At 67.1% G+C, this 17,983-nt stretch carries 19 protein-coding genes and 1 pseudogene; 11 read left to right on the top strand and 9 right to left on the bottom strand.

All coding sequences use genetic code 11. From position 1 onward, the window contains the following. The first annotated feature begins 190 nt into the window (after positions 1-190). The 6 genes from WDC87_RS03630 to WDC87_RS03605 all read left to right on the top strand — a co-directional run bounded on the left by WDC87_RS03630 (position 191) and on the right by WDC87_RS03605 (position 5,346). Positions 191-583 (top strand): hypothetical protein, encoded by a 393-nt coding sequence (locus tag WDC87_RS03630; RefSeq protein WP_005408386.1) that lies wholly within the window; start codon positions 191-193, stop codon positions 581-583. Next, positions 576-845, top strand: a complete 270-nt coding sequence (locus WDC87_RS03625; protein ID WP_005408385.1) for an HPr family phosphocarrier protein — start codon at positions 576-578, stop codon at positions 843-845. Before WDC87_RS03630 ends, WDC87_RS03625 begins: the two co-directional genes overlap by 8 nt. Before the next feature lie 2 nt (positions 846-847). Beyond that, entirely contained in the window at positions 848-2,617 is a 1,770-nt protein-coding gene (ptsP, locus tag WDC87_RS03620; RefSeq protein ID WP_072168195.1) for a phosphoenolpyruvate--protein phosphotransferase, read from the top strand. Between the two features lie 126 nt (positions 2,618-2,743). Beyond that, positions 2,744-4,105, top strand: coding sequence for a magnesium transporter (gene mgtE, locus WDC87_RS03615; RefSeq protein WP_049410631.1), 1,362 nt, complete (start codon positions 2,744-2,746; stop codon positions 4,103-4,105). A gap of 105 nt (positions 4,106-4,210) precedes the next feature. Further along, a complete protein-coding gene (locus tag WDC87_RS03610; protein ID WP_061479786.1) occupies positions 4,211-4,477 on the top strand; it encodes a hypothetical protein in 267 nt (88 codons plus the stop codon). 71 nt (positions 4,478-4,548) lie between these two features. Beyond that, on the top strand, positions 4,549-5,346 hold the full coding sequence (locus WDC87_RS03605) for a prolyl oligopeptidase family serine peptidase (protein WP_088497784.1): 798 nt from the start codon (positions 4,549-4,551) through the stop codon (positions 5,344-5,346). An 87-nt stretch (positions 5,347-5,433) separates the two neighbouring features. Here the strand turns inward: WDC87_RS03605 and WDC87_RS03600 are convergent, their stop codons facing one another. The 4 genes from WDC87_RS03600 to WDC87_RS03585 all read right to left on the bottom strand — a co-directional run bounded on the left by WDC87_RS03600 (position 5,434) and on the right by WDC87_RS03585 (position 8,091). Further along, complete coding sequence (locus WDC87_RS03600) at positions 5,434-5,925, bottom strand: transposase (protein WP_072168198.1); 492 nt, start codon at positions 5,923-5,925, stop codon at positions 5,434-5,436. Positions 5,926-6,070: 145 nt separating this feature from the next. Further along, positions 6,071-7,021 carry an aspartate carbamoyltransferase catalytic subunit gene (locus tag WDC87_RS03595; RefSeq protein ID WP_072168199.1) on the bottom strand — a complete coding sequence of 317 codons (951 nt, stop codon included), beginning with the start codon at positions 7,019-7,021 and terminating at the stop codon, positions 6,071-6,073. 16 nt (positions 7,022-7,037) lie between these two features. Continuing rightward, positions 7,038-7,532: a Holliday junction resolvase RuvX gene (ruvX, locus tag WDC87_RS03590; RefSeq protein WP_049410643.1), complete on the bottom strand. Its 495-nt coding sequence runs from the start codon at positions 7,530-7,532 to the stop codon at positions 7,038-7,040. Further along, positions 7,525-8,091 carry a YqgE/AlgH family protein gene (locus WDC87_RS03585; RefSeq protein WP_072168200.1) on the bottom strand — a complete coding sequence of 189 codons (567 nt, stop codon included), beginning with the start codon at positions 8,089-8,091 and terminating at the stop codon, positions 7,525-7,527. Before WDC87_RS03585 ends, ruvX begins: the two co-directional genes overlap by 8 nt. A gap of 91 nt (positions 8,092-8,182) precedes the next feature. On the opposite strand from WDC87_RS03585, the gene WDC87_RS03580 reads away from it, so the two are divergent. Next, positions 8,183-9,976, top strand: a complete 1,794-nt coding sequence (locus WDC87_RS03580) for a DUF4153 domain-containing protein (RefSeq protein ID WP_072168201.1) — start codon at positions 8,183-8,185, stop codon at positions 9,974-9,976. After that, positions 9,973-10,518 carry a DNA-3-methyladenine glycosylase I gene (locus WDC87_RS03575; RefSeq protein WP_072168202.1) on the top strand — a complete coding sequence of 182 codons (546 nt, stop codon included), beginning with the start codon at positions 9,973-9,975 and terminating at the stop codon, positions 10,516-10,518. The genes WDC87_RS03580 and WDC87_RS03575 overlap by 4 nt, the downstream gene beginning before the upstream one ends. An 82-nt stretch (positions 10,519-10,600) precedes the next feature. On the opposite strand, the gene WDC87_RS03570 is transcribed toward WDC87_RS03575, so the two are convergent. Together WDC87_RS03570 and WDC87_RS03565 are read right to left on the bottom strand one after the other, a co-directional pair. After that, a complete protein-coding gene (locus tag WDC87_RS03570; RefSeq protein WP_005415543.1) occupies positions 10,601-11,308 on the bottom strand; it encodes a YitT family protein in 708 nt (235 codons plus the stop codon). Positions 11,309-11,419: 111 nt separating this feature from the next. Next, positions 11,420-11,631 (bottom strand): annotated as a pseudogene (locus WDC87_RS03565) (DUF4287 domain-containing protein). 397 nt (positions 11,632-12,028) lie between these two features. On the opposite strand from WDC87_RS03565, the gene WDC87_RS03560 reads away from it, so the two are divergent. Beyond that, positions 12,029-12,928 carry a LysR family transcriptional regulator gene (locus tag WDC87_RS03560; protein ID WP_072168203.1) on the top strand — a complete coding sequence of 300 codons (900 nt, stop codon included), beginning with the start codon at positions 12,029-12,031 and terminating at the stop codon, positions 12,926-12,928. A 47-nt stretch (positions 12,929-12,975) separates the two neighbouring features. Here the strand turns inward: WDC87_RS03560 and WDC87_RS03555 are convergent, their stop codons facing one another. The 3 genes from WDC87_RS03555 to WDC87_RS03545 form a co-directional block, all read right to left on the bottom strand. Continuing rightward, positions 12,976-13,959: an aldo/keto reductase gene (locus WDC87_RS03555; RefSeq protein ID WP_072168205.1), complete on the bottom strand. Its 984-nt coding sequence runs from the start codon at positions 13,957-13,959 to the stop codon at positions 12,976-12,978. 121 nt (positions 13,960-14,080) lie between these two features. Then, positions 14,081-15,223 (bottom strand): PilT/PilU family type 4a pilus ATPase, encoded by a 1,143-nt coding sequence (locus WDC87_RS03550; RefSeq protein WP_005415539.1) that lies wholly within the window; start codon positions 15,221-15,223, stop codon positions 14,081-14,083. A 98-nt stretch (positions 15,224-15,321) separates the two neighbouring features. Next, positions 15,322-16,359, bottom strand: coding sequence for a type IV pilus twitching motility protein PilT (locus tag WDC87_RS03545; protein ID WP_004147099.1), 1,038 nt, complete (start codon positions 16,357-16,359; stop codon positions 15,322-15,324). A gap of 87 nt (positions 16,360-16,446) precedes the next feature. Between WDC87_RS03545 and WDC87_RS03540 the strand changes: the two genes are divergently transcribed. After that, a complete protein-coding gene (locus WDC87_RS03540) occupies positions 16,447-17,124 on the top strand; it encodes a YggS family pyridoxal phosphate-dependent enzyme (RefSeq protein WP_005415538.1) in 678 nt (225 codons plus the stop codon). Positions 17,125-17,142: 18 nt separating this feature from the next. After that, on the top strand, positions 17,143-17,964 hold the full coding sequence (proC, locus tag WDC87_RS03535; RefSeq protein WP_072168207.1) for a pyrroline-5-carboxylate reductase: 822 nt from the start codon (positions 17,143-17,145) through the stop codon (positions 17,962-17,964). Positions 17,965-17,983: the final 19 nt, after the last annotated feature.

The raw sequence follows: 17,983 nt of genomic DNA, 5'->3' as shown, positions 1-17,983 counted from the left end.
TGTCGACCTTGGTCGACACGGTAGATCCACGCCATGCGTGGATGAATCGCTGCCAGGCATCGAAAAACGCATGGGGTCGGATCCCTTTTTCAATGAAAAAGGGCCCCGACCCGAGCAACACTGAATACGGGACACAGTACCCCTCATCTGCTGCTATCGCCGATTCACCTTGACCTGTTAACGTGCAGTAATGACCTGTGGCATTCTCCTCGTAACACATCCCGGGGTCGGGACCGCCCTGCTTGACGTGGCGACCCGGCTCCTGCGGCAGTTGCCGCTGAAAACCGAAGCTTTCGAAGTACCGTTCGACGCAGACCTGGACGCCCTGCTCCCGCTCGCCTCGGCCGCTTTGCGGCGGGTCGATGGAGGTGACGGCGTGCTGATCCTGACCGACCTGTACGGCGCCAGCCCCGCCAACCTTGCCGGGCAGCTGGCCCGGCTGGGGACCCCGGTTCGCCGGGTATCGGCGCTGAGCCTGCCGATGTTGCTGCGGGTGATGAATTATCCGGAACAGGGACTGGATCAACTGCCCGCCACAGCCGCGGCGGGTACCCGCAATGGAGCGATAGTCGACGATGCTTGAACGAGAACTCACCGTCAGCAACCGCCTGGGCCTGCATGCCCGGGCCACCGCCAAGCTGGTGCAGACCCTGGCACCATTCCGCTGCAACGTGACCATGGCCGCCAAGGGCCGTGAGATCAACGCCAAGAGCATCATGGGCGTGATGCTGCTGGCCGCCGGCCAGGGCACCCCGGTCACCGTGCGCATCAACGGCGAGGACGAAGCCGCCGCGATGGAAGCGGTGGTCGGCCTGTTCGAACGCCGCTTCGACGAGGACAGCTGAGCGTGCCGCGCGCACGCGCCAGCCAGGTCCCTTCCGGCCAACGGCCGGTACAGCTGCTGGCCGGCCACGGCGCCGCGCGCGGAACGGCGATGGGCCGGGCACGCGTGCGGCTCCCGCATGCGCTGGAGGTGGCCGAGCAGCGCGTGGCCGCCCACCAGGTCGAGGCCGAACTGGCGCGCCTGCACCGGGCGCTGGATGCCGCGCGTACGGAAATGCACGAGCTGCGCCAGCGCCTGCATGGCGCCCTGAACCAGGAAGTGGGCGAGTTCCTCGACCTGCACGCGCTGCTGCTGGACGACCCCGAGCTGCTGCACGGCCTGGACGAGCTGATCCGCAGCGGCCCGTACAGCGCCGGCTATGCCTTGCGCCTGCAGCGCGACCGCCTGGCCAAGGTCTTCGATGGCATGGACGATGCCTATCTGAAGAGCCGCATGGACGATCTCGACCATGTGATCGGGCGCATCCACGCCTTCCTGCAACCCGAACGGCCGTCGGCGGTGAAAGGCCTGGCCGGCGAGATCCTGGTCTGCGACAACATCGCGCCCTCCGAGCTGGCGCAGCTGCAGGCACAGGGCGTGGTCGGCATCGTCACGGCCGCCGGCAGCGCCCTGTCGCACAGCGCGATCCTGGCGCGCAGCCTGCACCTGCCCCTGATCGTCAACGTGCCGCAGCTGCTCAGCCGCATCGCCGATGGCGATGTGCTGATCATCGATGGCGCCGACGGCAGCATCACCGTCAACCCGCAGGCCGACAACCTGCGGGACTACCGCGTCCGGCTGAAGGAGCACGCGCGCGAGCAGCGCGAGCTCGGCCGCCTGCGCAGCAAGCCCAGTCGTACCCGCGACCAGGTCGACATTGCCCTGCTGGCCAATGCCGAATCACTGGAAGACGTGACCCAGGCACATGCACTGGGCGCGCAGGGGCTCGGCCTGTACCGCACCGAATTCCTGTTCCTGCAGCGCAATGAGCTGCCGGACGAAGAAGAGCAGTTCCAGACCTACCGCGATGCCGCGCTGGGCATGAGCGGGCGCCCGGTCACCATACGCACGCTGGACCTGGGCGCGGACAAGGCCGACCGTACCGGCCTGACCCTGAGCAACGAAGAGAACCCTGCACTCGGCCTGCGCGGAGTGCGCCTGTCGCTGGCACGGCCGAAGGTGGCCGACACCCAGCTGCGCGCGATCCTGCGCGCGTCTGCGTACGGCAAGCTGCGCGTGCTGGTGCCGATGGTCAGCACCCGCGAGGAGCTGCTGGCCGTGCGCCGGCGCATGCTCAAACTGACCGAACAGCTGCGCGGCGAAGGCCACATGGTGTCCGACCATGTACCGCTGGGCGCGATGATCGAAGTCCCCGCCGCTGCGCTGGCGCTGGAGAGCTTCATCGACCTGGTCGATTTCCTGTCGATCGGCACCAACGATCTGGTGCAGTACCTGCTGGCTGCCGACCGCAACAACGAGGCGCTGGGCGAGTTGTATTCACCGTTGCACCCGGCCGTGCTGCGGCTGCTGCAGATGGTGATCGAGACCGGCGCGCGTCACCGCGTCCCGGTGGCGGTCTGCGGCGAGATGGCCGGTGATGCCCGGATGACCCCGCTGCTGCTGGCGCTGGGCCTGAGCGAGTTCAGCCTGCACCCCGGTACGTTGCTGGAGGTACGCCGCGCGATACGCGACGCTGACCTGGGCGCACTGCGCGCCCGTGCACCGAAACTACTGGCCGCGCGCGACCGCCGCGCCATCGAACGCTGGCTGGCGCTGGTGGCGGAAACGGCCTGAGCGCCAAGGGTGGTGCCATCCGGCGGCTATGCGCTGAAACATCGCCTTGCGATAATGACGCGCTGAACACCCCTGTTGCCGCATCCTTGCCGGGATCGCGGCTTTTCTTATCCCGCGGGAGCTGCGATGGCTGAAGCTGTACGCCACGACAAGACTGCGCGCCAACTGCGGATGCTGTCCGATGCACTGGACAGCGGCCGGCTGGGCCCGGTACGTCGCCTGGTCAACACCCTGGCCCCGGCCGAGATCGGCAACCTGCTTGAATCGCTGCCGCCGGGCAAGCGCGAGGTGGTGTGGGGCCTGGTCGATCCTGAAGACGACGGCGAGGTGCTGGTCCACGTCGGCGAAGACGTGCGCGAAAGCCTGCTCGCGGACATGGACCCGGACGAGATCATCGCCGCGGTCGAAGACCTGGACATCGACGATCTGGCCGACCTGGTCGAAGACCTGCCGGATACGGTCATCGATGAAGTCCTCAAGTCGATGGACCGCGAGAACCGCGAGCGGCTGGAACAGGTGCTGTCCTATCCCGAGGACAGCGCCGGCCGCCTGATGAACCCGGACGTGGTGACCGTGCGCGCCGACGTCAACGTCGACGTGGTGCTGCGCTACCTGCGCCTGCGCGGCGAATTGCCGGACCACACCGACCACCTGTTCGTGGTCAGCCGGCGGCACCAGTATCTCGGCCGGGTGTCGCTGGCGGCACTGGTGACCCATGAGGACACCACCCCGATCAACCGCCTGATCGACGACGAGCAGCCGGCCATCGACGTCGGCGAGAGCGACCAGGAAGTGGCACGGCAGTTCTCCGACCATGACTGGATCTCCGCGCCGGTAGTGGACGAGAACAACATCCTCGTTGGCCGCATCACCATCGATGACGTGGTCGACATCATCCGCGGCCAGGCCGAGCACCAGGCGCTGGGCGCCGCCGGCCTGGACGAGGACGAGGACCTGTTCAGCCCGGTCTGGCGCGCCATGCGCCGCCGCCTGATGTGGCTGTCGATCAACCTGTGCACGGCCTTCCTGGCCTCCAGCGTGGTCGGCCACTTCGAGGGCACGATCGACAAGCTGGTGGCGCTGGCGGTGCTGATGCCGATCGTGGCCGGCCTGGGCGGCAATGCCGGCACCCAGGTGCTGGCGCTGATGGTGCGTGGCCTGGCGTTGGGCCAGGTGGGCGCCTCCAACGCGCGCACGCTGCTGTGGAAGGAAGTGCGGGTGGCCGCGCTCAACGGCCTGCTGCTCGGCTCGATCCTGGGGCTGATCGTGCTGGTCTGGTTCCACTCGCCCGGGCTGTCGGCGGTGATCGCCATCGCGCTGACCTGCAACCTGCTGTTCGCGGCACTGGCCGGCGTGCTGGTGCCGCTGACCCTGAAACGCTTCGGCTTCGACCCGGCGCTGGCCAGTGGCATCTTCCTGACTGCCGTGACCGACTCGATGGGCTTCTTCACCTTCCTCGGCCTGGCCACGCTGGTGCTGCTGCATTGATCCCTGCCGGGCCGGATCCCCGCAACGCGGAGCTCCGACGCACACCAAGACCCAGGGTCGGATCCCCGCAGCGCGGGGCTCTGACCCGATTCCAACTGGACCCTCATGGCAACAACGATCGAAAACTATTTCCAGCCCGGCTGGCGCGACCAGCAGCACACCTGCCCAGCCTGCGAATGGAAGGGCAGCTCGCGTGCCATGGAGATGGAGCTGGACGAGGACGCCACCGAGTACGACTGCCCGGTCTGCGAAAACCCGTTGCTGGTGGTGCTGCACCCGGACATGGCGCAGGTGCAGGCCGCCGCCGCCAGCGGCAATGCCGAAGCCCAGGAACAGCTGGATATCATCGCCAGCTTCCCGCGCCCGCAGTGATGCGGCCCATGATGCCGCGTTGACCTGCGGCGGACTAGGATGCGGCTGAACCCACCGCTCCGGGAACGTCGATGGTCCGTACGATGATGCGCTGGCTGCCGATGCTGGCGATCCTGATGATGGCCGGCTGCGCCTCGCACCCGGACAGCACACGTGGCCGCTTCGAATCGCGTGCGGTGAAAGTGGATGGCCGTACCGCCTATTACCAGGTGTTCATTCCGGCAGCCGCGGCGCGCACGCCTGGCGCACTGCCGGTGGTGCTGTTCCTGCATGGATCCGGCGAGCGTGGCGGCGACGGCGTCAAGCAGACCCATGCCGGGCTGGGGCCGCACCTGCGCAGGCACGCGGCCGACTTCCCCGCGTTGGCCGTATTCCCGCAGGTGCCGGGCCGCCAGGAATGGAGCGGGCGCAACAACCGCGTTGCGCTGGCCGCCCTGGACGCCACCATCGCCGAGTTCGGTGCCGATCCCTCGCGGCAGTACCTGACCGGGATGTCGATGGGCGGCTATGGCAGCTGGAACATCGCGCTGGATCAACCCGGGCGCTTCGCCGCGATCGTGCCAGTATGCGGCGCAGTGCTGGCGCCGCGCGCGGTGCGTCCGACCCTATTCGTCGAAGAGGTGGCCCAGGAATCCGATCCTTATGCCGTGATCGCCAAGCGGCTTCGGCACACACCGATCTGGATCTTCCATGGTGCGCTGGATGACGTGGTGCCGCCGGATGACGACCGCCGGCTGCACGCCGCATTCCAGAACGCCAACGCGCGTGACGTGCGCTACACCGAGTACCCCGAAGGCAACCACAATGCCTGGGACGCCACCTACGCGGACCCGGCAATGTGGGCATGGCTGTTCGCGCAGAAGCGCTGAACCGCAGCTTCTGCTGGGAAACATCTGTTGGTGGATACCTACCGTTGGTCGGCTTGGGTATTGGTGGGTGCCGACCGTTGGTCGGCACTATCTCTCCGCTTCGGGGTAATCCATTGCTTGGTAACTCCCATCAATCTCCCATCGGCACCAGGCATACGGATACTCTCCCACGCAGCTCGCCAAGTTCGCCCTGACCGGGTTGGCGACGATGTACATCGCATGGCGAAACAGTGATTCTTCAGAACGAATGGCGTGATCGTGATAGCTCGATTGCCAAAATGGTCCTGTCTTGCCCAGCATGCGGTTGATCCGCAATGCACTGCTCGATTTGAAGCGTTGCATGATGTAGTCCAGCGAGAACGCACGGATCTCAACAAGCCAATGGATGTGGTCCGGCATGACCACATAGGCAAGTGAGTGCGTCAGGCCATCATCATCAATGCGACGGAACACATCCATCACCTCCTGTGCCGCAGTGGCATCATCGAAGTAGCGTCGACGTTCCTGGGTGACGGTGGTCAGGATGTAGGATTGCCCGATCCGGGAATGGCGGCCAAGGCGTAGGCGTGCGCGGTTCATGGGCCCAAGCGTGCGCCTGCCGGTATCTCTCTTCTATCGGGCAACACGTCAATACAGGTAGGCCCGAAACCATTCAATGGCCAGGCCCGCACTTCACCGCACTGATGGTTCAGTGCCGACCAACGGTCGGCACCCACCAAAGTGGTCAGCCCAGCAAGGTTTCCAGTACGGCCATGCGCACGGCGACCCCGTTGGCGACCTGGCGCAGCACCCACGATTGCGGGCCATCGGCCACGTCGTCGGTCACTTCCACGCCGCGGTTGATCGGGCCCGGGTGCAGTACCGCAGCGTCCTTGCCGGCACGCGCCAGGCGCGCGCGGGTCAGGCCGTACTGCGCGTGGTACTGCTCCAGCGACGGCACCAGGCCTTCTTCCATGCGCTCGCGCTGCAGGCGCAGCATCATCAGCGCGTCGACGCCTTCCAGCATCGCGTCGAAATCATCGCCGACCACGCAACCCTTCAGGGTCTCGTCGTCCGGCAGCAGCGACTGCGGGCCGCACACGCGGATCTCGCCCACGCCCAGCGTGCGCAGCGCGTGCAGGTCGGTGCGCGCCACGCGCGAGTGCTTCACGTCGCCGACGATCACCACCTTCAGCTTCGAGAAATCCGGGCCCTTGGCCTGGCGCAGGGTCAGCATGTCCAGCAGGCCCTGGGTCGGGTGCGCGCTGCGGCCGTCGCCGGCGTTGATCAGTGCGGTGCCCTCGCCCGCCGCCTCGGCCAGCGCGGCCACGGCGCCGTCATCGGGGTGTCGCACCACGAAGCCGCGCACGCCCATCGCTTCCAGGTTGCGCAGCGTGTCGCAGGCGGTTTCGCCCTTGCGCGTGGACGAGGTCGAGGCATCGAAGTTCAGCACATCGGCCCCGAGGCGCTGCGCGGCCAGCTGGAACGAGCTGCGGGTGCGCGTGGACGGCTCGAAGAACAGCGTGCACACCGCCGAACCGGCCAGCACGTGGCGCTTGTTGCCGACACGGCCGACTGCGGCGTCGCGGATCTGCCCTGCCCGATCGAGCAGCTGCAGCAGGGTTTCGCGCGGCAGGCCCTCCAGGGTCAGCAGGTGGCGCAGGCGTCCGGAGGCATCGATTTGCTGGGCAGTCATGGCGGGAGTCGTGCAGTCAGGGAATGGGGGTGGCGTCGTCGGGGGACGACAGCCAGCGGTCGATGATCACCGCCGCGGCCACGGCGTCGAGGGCGGCCGCATCACGGCGACGCTTGCGCCCTTCGGCGCGCTCGACGGCGAAACGGCGGGCCGCCTCGACCGAGCTGGAACGCTCGTCGATCATCACCACCGGCAGCTTGAAGCGTTCCCGCAGCTGGCGGGCAAAGCCCTGCGCACGCTTGCGGTTGGGCTGGTCCTGGCCGTCCAGGGTCAGCGGGTCGCCGACCACCAGGCCGTCGGGCTTCCATTCCTTGAGCAGGCGTTCGATCGCGGTCCAGTCCGGGCCGTTGCCGTGCACATCGACCACGGCCACCGCGCGCGCATGCGCGGCGAAAGCACTGCCGATGGCCACGCCGATGCGTCGCGAGCCAACATCAAAACCCAGAACGGTGCCGTCACGGCGGATCGCCGGCGCAGCAGGAACCGGGGCGGGCGTGATGGGCTCAGACATGGCCGCTGTAGTCGGTCAGCCGGAACAGGTCCACGCCGATGCGCGAAGCCGCTCCCTGCCAGCGCTGCTCCAGCGGCAGCTGGAACACCAGCTCGGCATCGGCCGGCACGGTCAGCCAGCTGTTCTCGGACAGCTCGCTTTCCAGCTGCCCTGCGCCCCAGCCGGCACAGCCGAGGGTGACCACCGCATTGGCCGGGCCTTCGCCACGCGCCATCGCTTCGAGGATGTCGCGCGAGGTGGTCAGGTACAGGCCGTGGCCCACGGTCAGGCTGGAATCCCACGCGCGCGCGTCGTCATGGATGACGAAGCCGCGTTCGGGATGCACCGGACCGCCATTGAGCACCATGCGCGCCTGCAGCTCGCCATCACCGGTGGTGATGTCCATCTGCGCGAGCACTTCACCCAGCGTGTATTCGGAAGGCTGGTTGACCAGCACGCCCATCGCCCCGTTCTCGTCGTGCTGGCAGATCAGCGCGACGCTGCGGGCAAAGGTCGCGTCGAGCAGCGACGGCAGCGCGACGAGCAGGTGATCGGCAAGGGAGGTCGGCATTACAGGCATGGGCCCATTCTACCTGCTGGGGGCGGGATGGTCGCGCGATGGCGCCGAACCGCGATGGGCTAGGATGGTGCTTTGCCACGGAAGGTCATTGATGCCATCTTCATCGCCCCTGACCCTGCCGGCACGCAGCGCCATCGTCCTGATCGCCCTGCTGCAGGGCCTGATGCTGTACGCCGCGCAGGAGCTGTCCGATGCCTGGCCGTTCCGCGATATCGGCTGGCGCTACTGCTGGTACGCCTGGGTGCTGGCCATTCCCAGCGCGGTGGCGCTGAGCCTGGTCGAGCTGGGCCAGCGCCGCCTGTGGCTGCAGGCCGCGCTCGGCTCGGCGGTGGTGCTGGCGCTGGCCGCCTGGATCGGCTGGAACCTCAATGGCGAGACCGCACTGGAATCGGGCGCGCTGCAGTTTCCGTTGACCCTGGGCATGGGCGTGGCGGTGTTCGTGGCCCTGCCCTGGTGGCAGTTCCAGCTGCAGCATGGGCACTGGCGCGCCAGCTACCCCGAGTTGTTCGAGCGCGCCTGGCAGAACGGTTTGACCCTCGCTTTGGCGGCGCTGTTCACCGGGCTGACCTGGCTGCTGCTGTGGCTGTGGGCAGCGCTGTTCCAACTGCTGGACGTGAATGTCTTCCGCGACCTGTTCCGGCAGGACGCTTTCATCGCACTGGCCACCGGCAGCCTGGCCGGGTTCGGCGTGCTGATCGGGCGCACCCAGCACCGCGCGATCCAGATCACCCGCCAGGTGCTGTTCGCGATCTGCCGTGGGCTGCTGCCGCTGCTGTCGTTCATCGCCGTATTGTTCGTGCTGAGCCTGCCGCTTACCGGGCTGGAACCGCTGTGGAAGACCCGTTCGGCCGCCAGCCTGCTGGTGGTGGTGTCGCTGCTGCTGGTGACGTTCACCAATGCGGTCTACCAGCAGGGGGAAGACGGTGTCTCCTACCCTCTGGTGCTGCGCAGGCTGGTCGAAGCCAGCCTGCTGACACTGCCGGTCTACGCCGCGCTGGCACTGTATGCATTGGGCCTGCGCGTGGCGCAGTACGGCTGGACCCTGGATCGCTTCTGGGCGGTACTCGTCGCATTGGCCACGGCCGGCTATGCCGTGGGCTACGCGCTGGCGGTGCTGCGCCGGCAGCGCCGCTGGCTGCAGATGCTGGAGCCAGTCAACCGCTGGATGTGCTGGGCGGTGCTGGCACTGGCCCTGCTGGGCAACTCGCCCCTGCTGGACCCGGTGCGGCTGACCCTGTCCAGCCAACTGGAGCGGCTGCGCGTGGACCCGCCGGCGATCACCAGCAGCGACGTCAACGTGCTGCGCTTCGATCTGGGGCGCCGTGGCGTGCAGGCGCTGCGCGAACTGCAGCGCGATCCGGCCATCACCGCTGATGCCAACGCGCCACAGGTGATCGCTGCAGCACTGGCACGCACCTCACGCTGGGACGACGGCCATCGCCTCGACAAGGGGCCGCAGGACGTCGCCGCGCTTCAGCGCGCGCTGAAGCTGGCCAAGGGATCCAGTTCGCCACCGGACGACTGGTGGAAAGCTCTGGCCACCCGATCGATCAATGGCGAATCCTGCGCCCAGAGCGAGCGCGACTGCCTGATCGTGCATCGCGACCTGGACGGCGATGGTACCGGCGAGGTGCTGCTGTGCGAGCTGAACACCCACCGTGGACCGGACTGCGTACTGTACGCACGTGGCAAGGATTCGCAGTGGCGCCGGGCCGGTGCGCTGTTCGGCACCGTCAGCGGCCAGGCCGAGACGATCAACCAGGCCCTGCGTGACGGCAGACTCACGCTCATTCCACCGCGCTGGCCGATGCTGTCCATCGGCGGGCACCCTGCGGTGGCCATCGATCCCGAATCCGAATCCGATTCCAACGAGCCTTCCCCATGAGCGGCTACTGCCTCATCGCCCCGGGCCATCCGGTGCACGACTATTACCACGCCAACGAGTACGGCTTCCCGCAGCGTGACGAGCGCGAGCTGTTCGAGCGGCTGGTGCTGGAAATCAACCAGGCCGGCCTGAGCTGGGAAACGATCCTGAAGAAGCGCGAGGGCTTCCGCGCGGCCTACGACGGCTTCGATGTCGACCGCGTGGCCGCGTATGCCGAACAGGACATCGAGCGCCTGCTGTCGGACGCGGGCATCATCCGCAACCGGCTGAAGGTACTGGCGGCGATCCACAACGCGCAGGTGATCCAGCAGCTGCGGGCCAGCCATGGCAGCTTCGCGGCGTGGCTGGATGCGCACCACCCGCGCAGCAAGGCCGACTGGGTGAAGCTGTTCAAGAAGACCTTCCGCTTCACCGGCGGCGAGATCACCGGCGAATTCCTGATGAGCCTGGGCTACCTGCCCGGTGCGCACGCCGAGGATTGCCCGGTGCATGCGCGGCTGCTGATGCTGTCGCCGCCGTGGTTGAAGGCCGCCGCCCGCTGATGGATATCCGCCGGGCATGGCCCGGCGCTGCCATGCATGGGTTCAGGTAGTGCCGGCCGCTGGCCGGCAACACCGTTGAACGTCACACGCCCATGTAGCGGCCGGGGCGGTGGTTGAACATCAGCACCAGGCTGAGCACCACCGCGCCGATGGCCGAGTACAGCACCTTCGATGGCGACAACACGAAGAACGCGGCCACCATCAGGCAGGCATCGTAGGACATCTGCACCTTGCCCGCGCTCCAGCCACGGGTGCGCTGCAGGTACACCGCCAGGATGCCGATGCCGCCAAGGCTTGCACGGTGGCGGATGAAGAACAGGATGCCCAGGCCGGACAACGCACCGCCGACAATCGCCGAGTACAGCGGGTTGATGTGCGAGAAGTCGATCCAGCGCGGCAGCAGGTCGGTCAGCACGCCACAGGCGGTGACCGCGGCGAAGGTCTTCAGGGTGAATTCCCAGCCCATGCGCCGCAGCGCCACCCAGTAGAACGGCAGGTTGACCAGCACGAACACCAGGCCGAAGTTCCAGCCCATCGCGTAGTGCAGCAGGAAGGCCATGCCCGCCATACCGCCGATCATCAGCCCGCCCTTGGCGAAGATGGCCAGGCCCAGCGAGGCCACCATCGTGGCCAGCACCATGCCCTGCACGTCCTCGGCGATCGAGTGACGCAGCGCTTTGTCGTCGGCGGTGGTGCCGGCGCTGTCGGGCGGCGGGGTCAGCGGACCGGCGGTGACCAGGTGGCCGTCAGCGTCGTCGCACGGCGCGGGGCCATGGGAGGGAAGGGACATGCAGGTGGGGGAACAGCAGGTGGGGAGCGGTATTAGACACGATCTGCATGACAGTTGCAGATGAAATCGTTCAGCTGAATGCGTCCTGCCCTGCCCTCCGCCGGCCGCTGGTTACCCCTTTCCGGCCAGGTGGTATGCCACCAGCGCGTTGGCGTGGCCATGGCCCAGGCCGTGCCGCTCTTCAGGAAGCTGACCAGTTCCATGTATTTCAGGCCCTTCTTCCCCGCCAGCAGCCCGAACCAGTGCGCCACCGGCTGCCCGTAGGTCTTCTCGATGAAGGGGAAGTACGAGGCCGGGCCTTTCGGCTTGGTGTCAGTGCTCATCTGCAGCTCCCGTTGAAGTCATTCATTCGACGAACCACAGTCCCTGAAATCGACATACCCACACGTTTGACCCGGTGCCGACCAACGGTCGGCACCCACCAAGGCAGAATGCCGTTCCAACAGCTCGCGGGAAACTGTCGAAGGCGGGCTGGCTCAGGTTGCGGGGGCGTGAGCGCCATGGGCCCGAGGCATGCCTCGGGCGGGTTGGGCAGGACGCCCAACCCCGGTCTTGCCGTGTGCGCAGGACAGCGCACACGAGCAAGCGCGACCGAGCCACACGGACGGCGTCCCCCTCAGCCGGACCCACCACGCCATCCCACGGAATGTACGCATTTGACGTTGACGTTGCCTTGGCTCGAAGCAGGTGCCGGGCGCAGCCCGGCCGTATCATTCCCGCATGCCCCGCGAAAATCTCAACGACCTGCAGGCCTTCGTCCACGTTGCCCGCGAGGGCAGCTTCACCAAGGCTGCCGCCCAGCTGGGCGTGTCCCAGTCCGCGCTCAGCCATGCCATGCGCGGACTGGAGCAGCGCCTGGGCGTGCGCCTGCTGACCCGCACCACCCGCAGCGTCTCGACCACCGAAGCCGGTGCCCGCCTGCTCGATACCCTGGCCCCGCGCCTGGCCGAGATCGAGGACGGGCTGGCCGCGCTGGCCGAGTACCGTGAACGCCCGGCCGGCACCATCCGTATCAATGCCACCGGCCACGCTGCCGAGTACATCGCCTGGCCCAGGCTGGCGCCGCTGCTGCAGCAGTATCCGGATTTGAAGGTGGAACTGGCGGCCGACTACGGGTTGGCCGACATCGTGGCCGAGCGCTACGACATCGGCATCCGCCTGGGCGAGCGGCTGGCGCGCGACATGATCGCCGTACCGATCAGCCCGCCGCTGCGCATGCGCGTGGTCGGGGCGCCCAGCTACTTCCGCCAGCACGTGGTGCCGCGGCATCCAGACGACCTGGCCGGGCACAACTGCGTGACCCTGCGGCTGCCCACGCATGGTGGGCTGATGCCGTGGGATTTCGGCCAGGACGGCAATGAACTGAGCGTGCGCGTGAGCGGCCAGTGGACGTTCAACACCATGGGCATGACCCGCACCGCTGCGCTGGCAGGCAGCGGATTGGCCTGGCTGCCGGAAGACCAGGTGCAGCCGATGCTGGACGATGGCCGGCTGCAATCAGTGCTGGACGACTGGTGCCCGCACTTCGATGGCTACTACGCGTACTACCCTTCGCGCCGCCACGTGACCGTGGCGATGCGGACGGTGCTTGATGCGCTGCGCGGGCCGATGGCTGGATGAGGTGTGCGGACCAACGGTCCGCACCCACCTCGGTCCGCACCCGGTGATCAGCCCTTGGCCTGTGCCGCACGCTGCGGGTTGTAACGCTCGCCAACGATCGACACTTCGTCCAGCGCCTGCGCGATGCGTTGCAGTTCTTCCGGTGCCAGCTGCAGGTCGACCGCGCCCAGGTTCTCTTCCAGGCGATGAACCTTGGTGGTGCCCGGAATCGGCACGATCCACGGTGCCTGCGCGAGCAGCCAGGCCAGTGCGACCTGCGCAGGCGTCGCACCGCGCGCTGCCGCAATCGTGCTGATGCGATCCACCAGCGCCTGATTGGCGCGGCGCGCCTCCACTTCGAAACGCGGCACGCTGTTACGGAAGTCGTTGGCGTCGAAGGTGGTATCGGCGTTGATCGCACCGGTCAGGAAGCCGCGACCCAGCGGGCTGAACGGCACGAAGCCGATGCCCAGCTCCTGCAGCGTCGGCAGCAGCTCACGCTCCGGTTCGCGCCACCACAGCGAGTACTCGCTCTGCACGGCGGTGACCGGCTGCACCGCATGCGCGCGACGCACGGTGGCAGCGCTCGCCTCGGACAGGCCGAAGTGGCCGACCTTGCCCTCGGCGATCAGGTCGCGCACGGTGCCGGCCACATCCTCGATCGGCACGTTCGGGTCGACGCGGTGCTGGTAGAACAGATCGATATGGTCGGTACGCAGGCGCTTGAGGCTGGCTTCGGCCACGGCACGGATGTTCTCCGGGCGGCTGTCCAGGCCGGCATCGGTGCGCGCGTCCTTGAAACCAAACTTGGTGGCGATCACCAGCCTGTCGCGGTAGGGCGCCAAGGCCTGGCCGAGCAGGTCTTCGTTGGTGTACGGGCCGTACACCTCGGCGGTGTCGAAGAAGGTCACGCCGCGCTCGACGGCAGCGTGCAGCAGGGCGATGCCCTGGCTCGGTTCGACCGGCTGGCCGTAGGCATGGGTCAGGCCCATGCAACCCAGGCCCAGGGCGGAAACCTTCAGGCCGCTGCGGCCGAGTTCACGTGTCTGCATCGTCGTACTCCAGAGGGGGAGTGCTGACGATACGCCTGCGGCGGCGATGGATTGAGCCGGCTGGACGGCAGTCGGTCATGACTGGAATTCATCAATCCGGTCATGACCGTTGCCGGCCAGGTCAGCGGATTTCGGAGATCTCCACCCCATCCAGCCCCTGCGACAGGGTGCGCGCGTCGCCGCCCTGGCTGAGCTTGATGCGCAGGCGCACCTCGTTCTGCGAATCGGCGTAACGCAGCGCGTCCTCGTAGCTGATCTCGCCGGCCTGGTACAGCTCGAACAGGCTCTGGTCGAAGGTCTTCATGCCCAGCTGGACCGAGTCCTTCATCACTTCCTTCAGCTTGTGGATCTCGCCGTCGCGGATGTAGTCCTGTACCAGTGGCGTGCCCAGCAGGATCTCCATCGCCACCTTGCGCGAGCGGCCATCGGGCGACGGCACCAGCTGCTGCGCGACCACGCCCTTGAGGTTCAGCGACAGGTCCATCAACAGCTGGTTGCGGCGGTCTTCCGGGAAGAAGTTGACGATGCGGTCCATCGCCTGGTTGGCATTGTTGGCATGCAGCGTGGCCAGCACCAGGTGGCCGGTTTCGGCGAACGCGATGGCGTGGTCCATGCCTTCGCGGGTACGCACCTCGCCGATCATGATCACGTCCGGCGCCTGGCGCAGGGTGTTCTTCAGCGCAGCTTCCCAGCTGTCGGTATCGATGCCAACTTCGCGCTGGGTGATGATGCAGCCCTCGTGCTTGTGCACGAATTCGATCGGGTCTTCGATGGTGATGATGTGGCCGGTCGAGTTCTGGTTGCGGTAACCGATCATCGCCGCCAGCGAAGTCGATTTACCGGTACCGGTGGCACCGACGAACAGGATGATGCCGCGCTTGGTCATCGCCAGCGTCTTGATGATCGGCGGCAGGCTCAGCTCTTCCACGGTCGGAATGCGCGTCTCGATGCGGCGCAGCACCATGCCGACCTGGTTGCGCTGGTAGAAGCAGCTCACGCGGAAGCGGCCGACACCGGACAGGCCGATGGCGAAGTTGCATTCGTGGGTCTTCTCGAATTCCTCGCGCTGTGCCGGGGTCATCACGTTGAGGACCAGGTCGCGGCTCTGCTGCGGCGTTAGTGGCGTCTGCGTGATCGGCGAGATCTTGCCGTTGACCTTCATCGCCGGTGGCATACCCGCAGTGATGAACAGGTCAGAGGCGCGCTGGTGCGCCATCAGCTTGAGGAACGAAGTGAAATCGATGGTGGTCGCGGTGGTGTTCACGGCGGGCTCCCGGAAAGCGGTTTACCAGGTAACGGTCGGTGGAGGAAACAACACGGAGCGGCCGCGCCATTGCGCGCGCCGCCCGTCGCTGTCCCGCCTTACTCGAACAGGCGCTTGTCCTTGGCGTACTCGCGGGCCTGGTTGCGGGTGATCAGGCTGCGCTTGACCAGGTCCTGCAGGTGCTGGTCCAGGGTCATCATGCCGTACTGCTGGCCGGTCTGGATGGCCGAGTACATCTGCGCCACCTTGTCCTCGCGGATCAGGTTGCGGATGGCCGGGGTGCCGACCATGATTTCCCACGCCGCGGTACGGCCGCCGCCGACCTTCTTCAGCAGTGCCTGCGAGATCACCGCACGCAGCGACTCGGACAACATCGAACGCACCATCGGCTTTTCGCCGGCCGGGAACACGTCGATGATACGGTCGATGGTCTTGGCCGCCGAACTGGTGTGCAGGGTGCCGAACACCAGGTGGCCGGTTTCCGCGGCGGTCAGTGCCAGGCGGATGGTTTCCAGGTCGCGGAGTTCGCCGACCAGGATGATGTCCGGGTCCTCACGCAGTGCCGAGCGCAGTGCTTCGTTGAAGCCATGCGTGTCACGGTGCACTTCGCGCTGGTTGATCAGGCACTTCTGCGAGGTGTGCACGAATTCGATCGGATCCTCGACGGTGAGGATGTGGCCGTATTCGTTCTTGTTGATGTAGTCGATCATCGCCGCCAGCGTGGTCGACTTGCCCGAGCCGGTCGGGCCGGTCACCAGGATCAGGCCCTGCGGTTGCTGGATTACCTCGCGGAACAGCGGCGGGCAGGCCAGGTCCTCGAGGGTGAGCACCTCGGACGGAATGGTACGGAACACCGCACCGGCGCCGCGGTTCTGGTTGAACGCGTTCACACGGAAGCGCGCCAGCGACGGGATCTCGAAGGAGAAGTCCACTTCGAGGAATTCCTCGTAATCGCGGCGCTGCTTGTCGGACATGATGTCGTACACCAGCGCGTGGACCTGCTTGTGGTCCAGGGCCGGGATGTTGATCCGGCGAACGTCGCCGTCCACGCGGATCATCGGCGGCAGGCCTGCAGACAGGTGCAGGTCGGACGCTTTGTTCTTTACGGAAAACGCCAGCAGTTCGGCGATATCCATGAGCGGCTACTCCCCAATAACGGCTTCGACTGGAAGGATCTTTCCCCGGGCGGCAGTATAGCCTCCTGATTCAACGGAACGCGTTACGTGGCCACTCCCCTGCCCCAGATCCTGAGCAACCTGCATGCCGCCGCCGAGGCGGCCGGCCGGCCCGATCCGCGCCTGCTGGCCGTGTCCAAGACCCAACCGGCCGAGGCCGTGGCCGCGCTGGCCGCACAGGGCCAGCAGGCCTTCGGCGAGAACTATGTGCAGGAAGCGCTGGCCAAGATGCAGGCACTGCAGCACCTGGCGCTGGAGTGGCACCTGATCGGCCACCTGCAGTCGAACAAGGCCGAGGCGGTGGCCACCCATTTCGACTGGGTGCAGAGCGTGGACCGGCCCAAGCTGGTAACGGCGCTGGCGCGCCATCGCCCGGCCGCACGCGGCCCGCTGAATGTGCTGATCCAGGTCAACATCGACGATGAATCGAGCAAGCACGGCTGTGCACCGGAGGATGTCGAGGGGCTGGCCGCAGCGATTGCCGCCGAGCCCTCGCTGTGCCTGCGTGGCCTGATGGCGATTCCTGCGCCGTGGCCCGAGGTGGAGCGCCGTCGGGATGCGTTCGTGCGCATGCGCACACTTTTCCAGTCGCTGGCCGCCCAGCGCGCGCAGGTCGACACGCTGTCGATGGGCATGAGCAGCGACTACGCCGAAGCCATCGCCGAGGGCGCCACCCTGGTGCGCATCGGCACCGCCCTGTTCGGCGCGCGCGCGCGCCCGGCCTGATTTTCCAAGGAGACTTCCATGGCAGCTGATTCCATCACCTTCATCGGCGGCGGCAACATGGCCCGCAGCCTGATCGCCGGCCTGATCCGCCAGGGCGTGCCCGCCGCGCACATCCATGTGGCCGAACCGGTTGCAGCGCTGCGCGAGTCGCTGGCTGCCGACTTCGGCGTGCAGGTACACGACAACGCCACCGATGCCGGCGCACAAGGCAGCACCTGGCTGCTGGCGGTGAAGCCGCAGGTGCTGCGTGAGGTCTGCCAGTCGCTGCAGGCACTGGCCCAGGCAAACCGGCCGCTGGTGGTGTCGATCGCTGCCGGCATCACCAGCGCACAGCTGGAGCGCTGGCTGGGTGGCAACCTGCCGGTGGTGCGCGCAATGCCCAATACCCCCGCTCTGCTCGGCGCCGGCGTGACCGGCCTGTATGCCACGCCCTCGGTGAATCCGCAGCAGCACGCGCAGGCCGAACAGGTGCTGGCCAGCGCTGGGCGCACGGTGTGGATCGAACGCGAGGCACTGATGGATTCGGTCACCGCCGTGTCTGGCAGCGGGCCGGCCTATGTGTTCCTGCTGGCCGAAGCGATGGAAGCGGCGGGCATTGCCCAGGGCCTGCCGGCCGAGGCCGCGCGCACGCTGGTGGTGCAGACCCTGCTGGGCGCCTCGCGCATGCTGGATGAGGCCGGTGAGAGCCCCGCAGAGCTGCGCCGACGCGTGACGTCACCCAACGGCACTACCCAGGCCGCGATCGAGAGCTTCCAGGCTGGCGGCTTCGAGGCACTGGTGGACAAAGCACTGCGCGCCGCGCAGGTGCGTGGACAGGAATTGTCTGCTGCGAATGATTGATCCCCTGGGGTCAGACCCC

This window comes from Stenotrophomonas maltophilia group sp. Smal12, assembly GCF_037079935.1.
GTDB classification, from domain to species: Bacteria; Pseudomonadota; Gammaproteobacteria; order Xanthomonadales; family Xanthomonadaceae; genus Stenotrophomonas; species Stenotrophomonas sepilia.
Note: the sequence above shows the minus strand (reverse complement) of the source record. Positions and strands in the feature narration are given on the sequence as shown.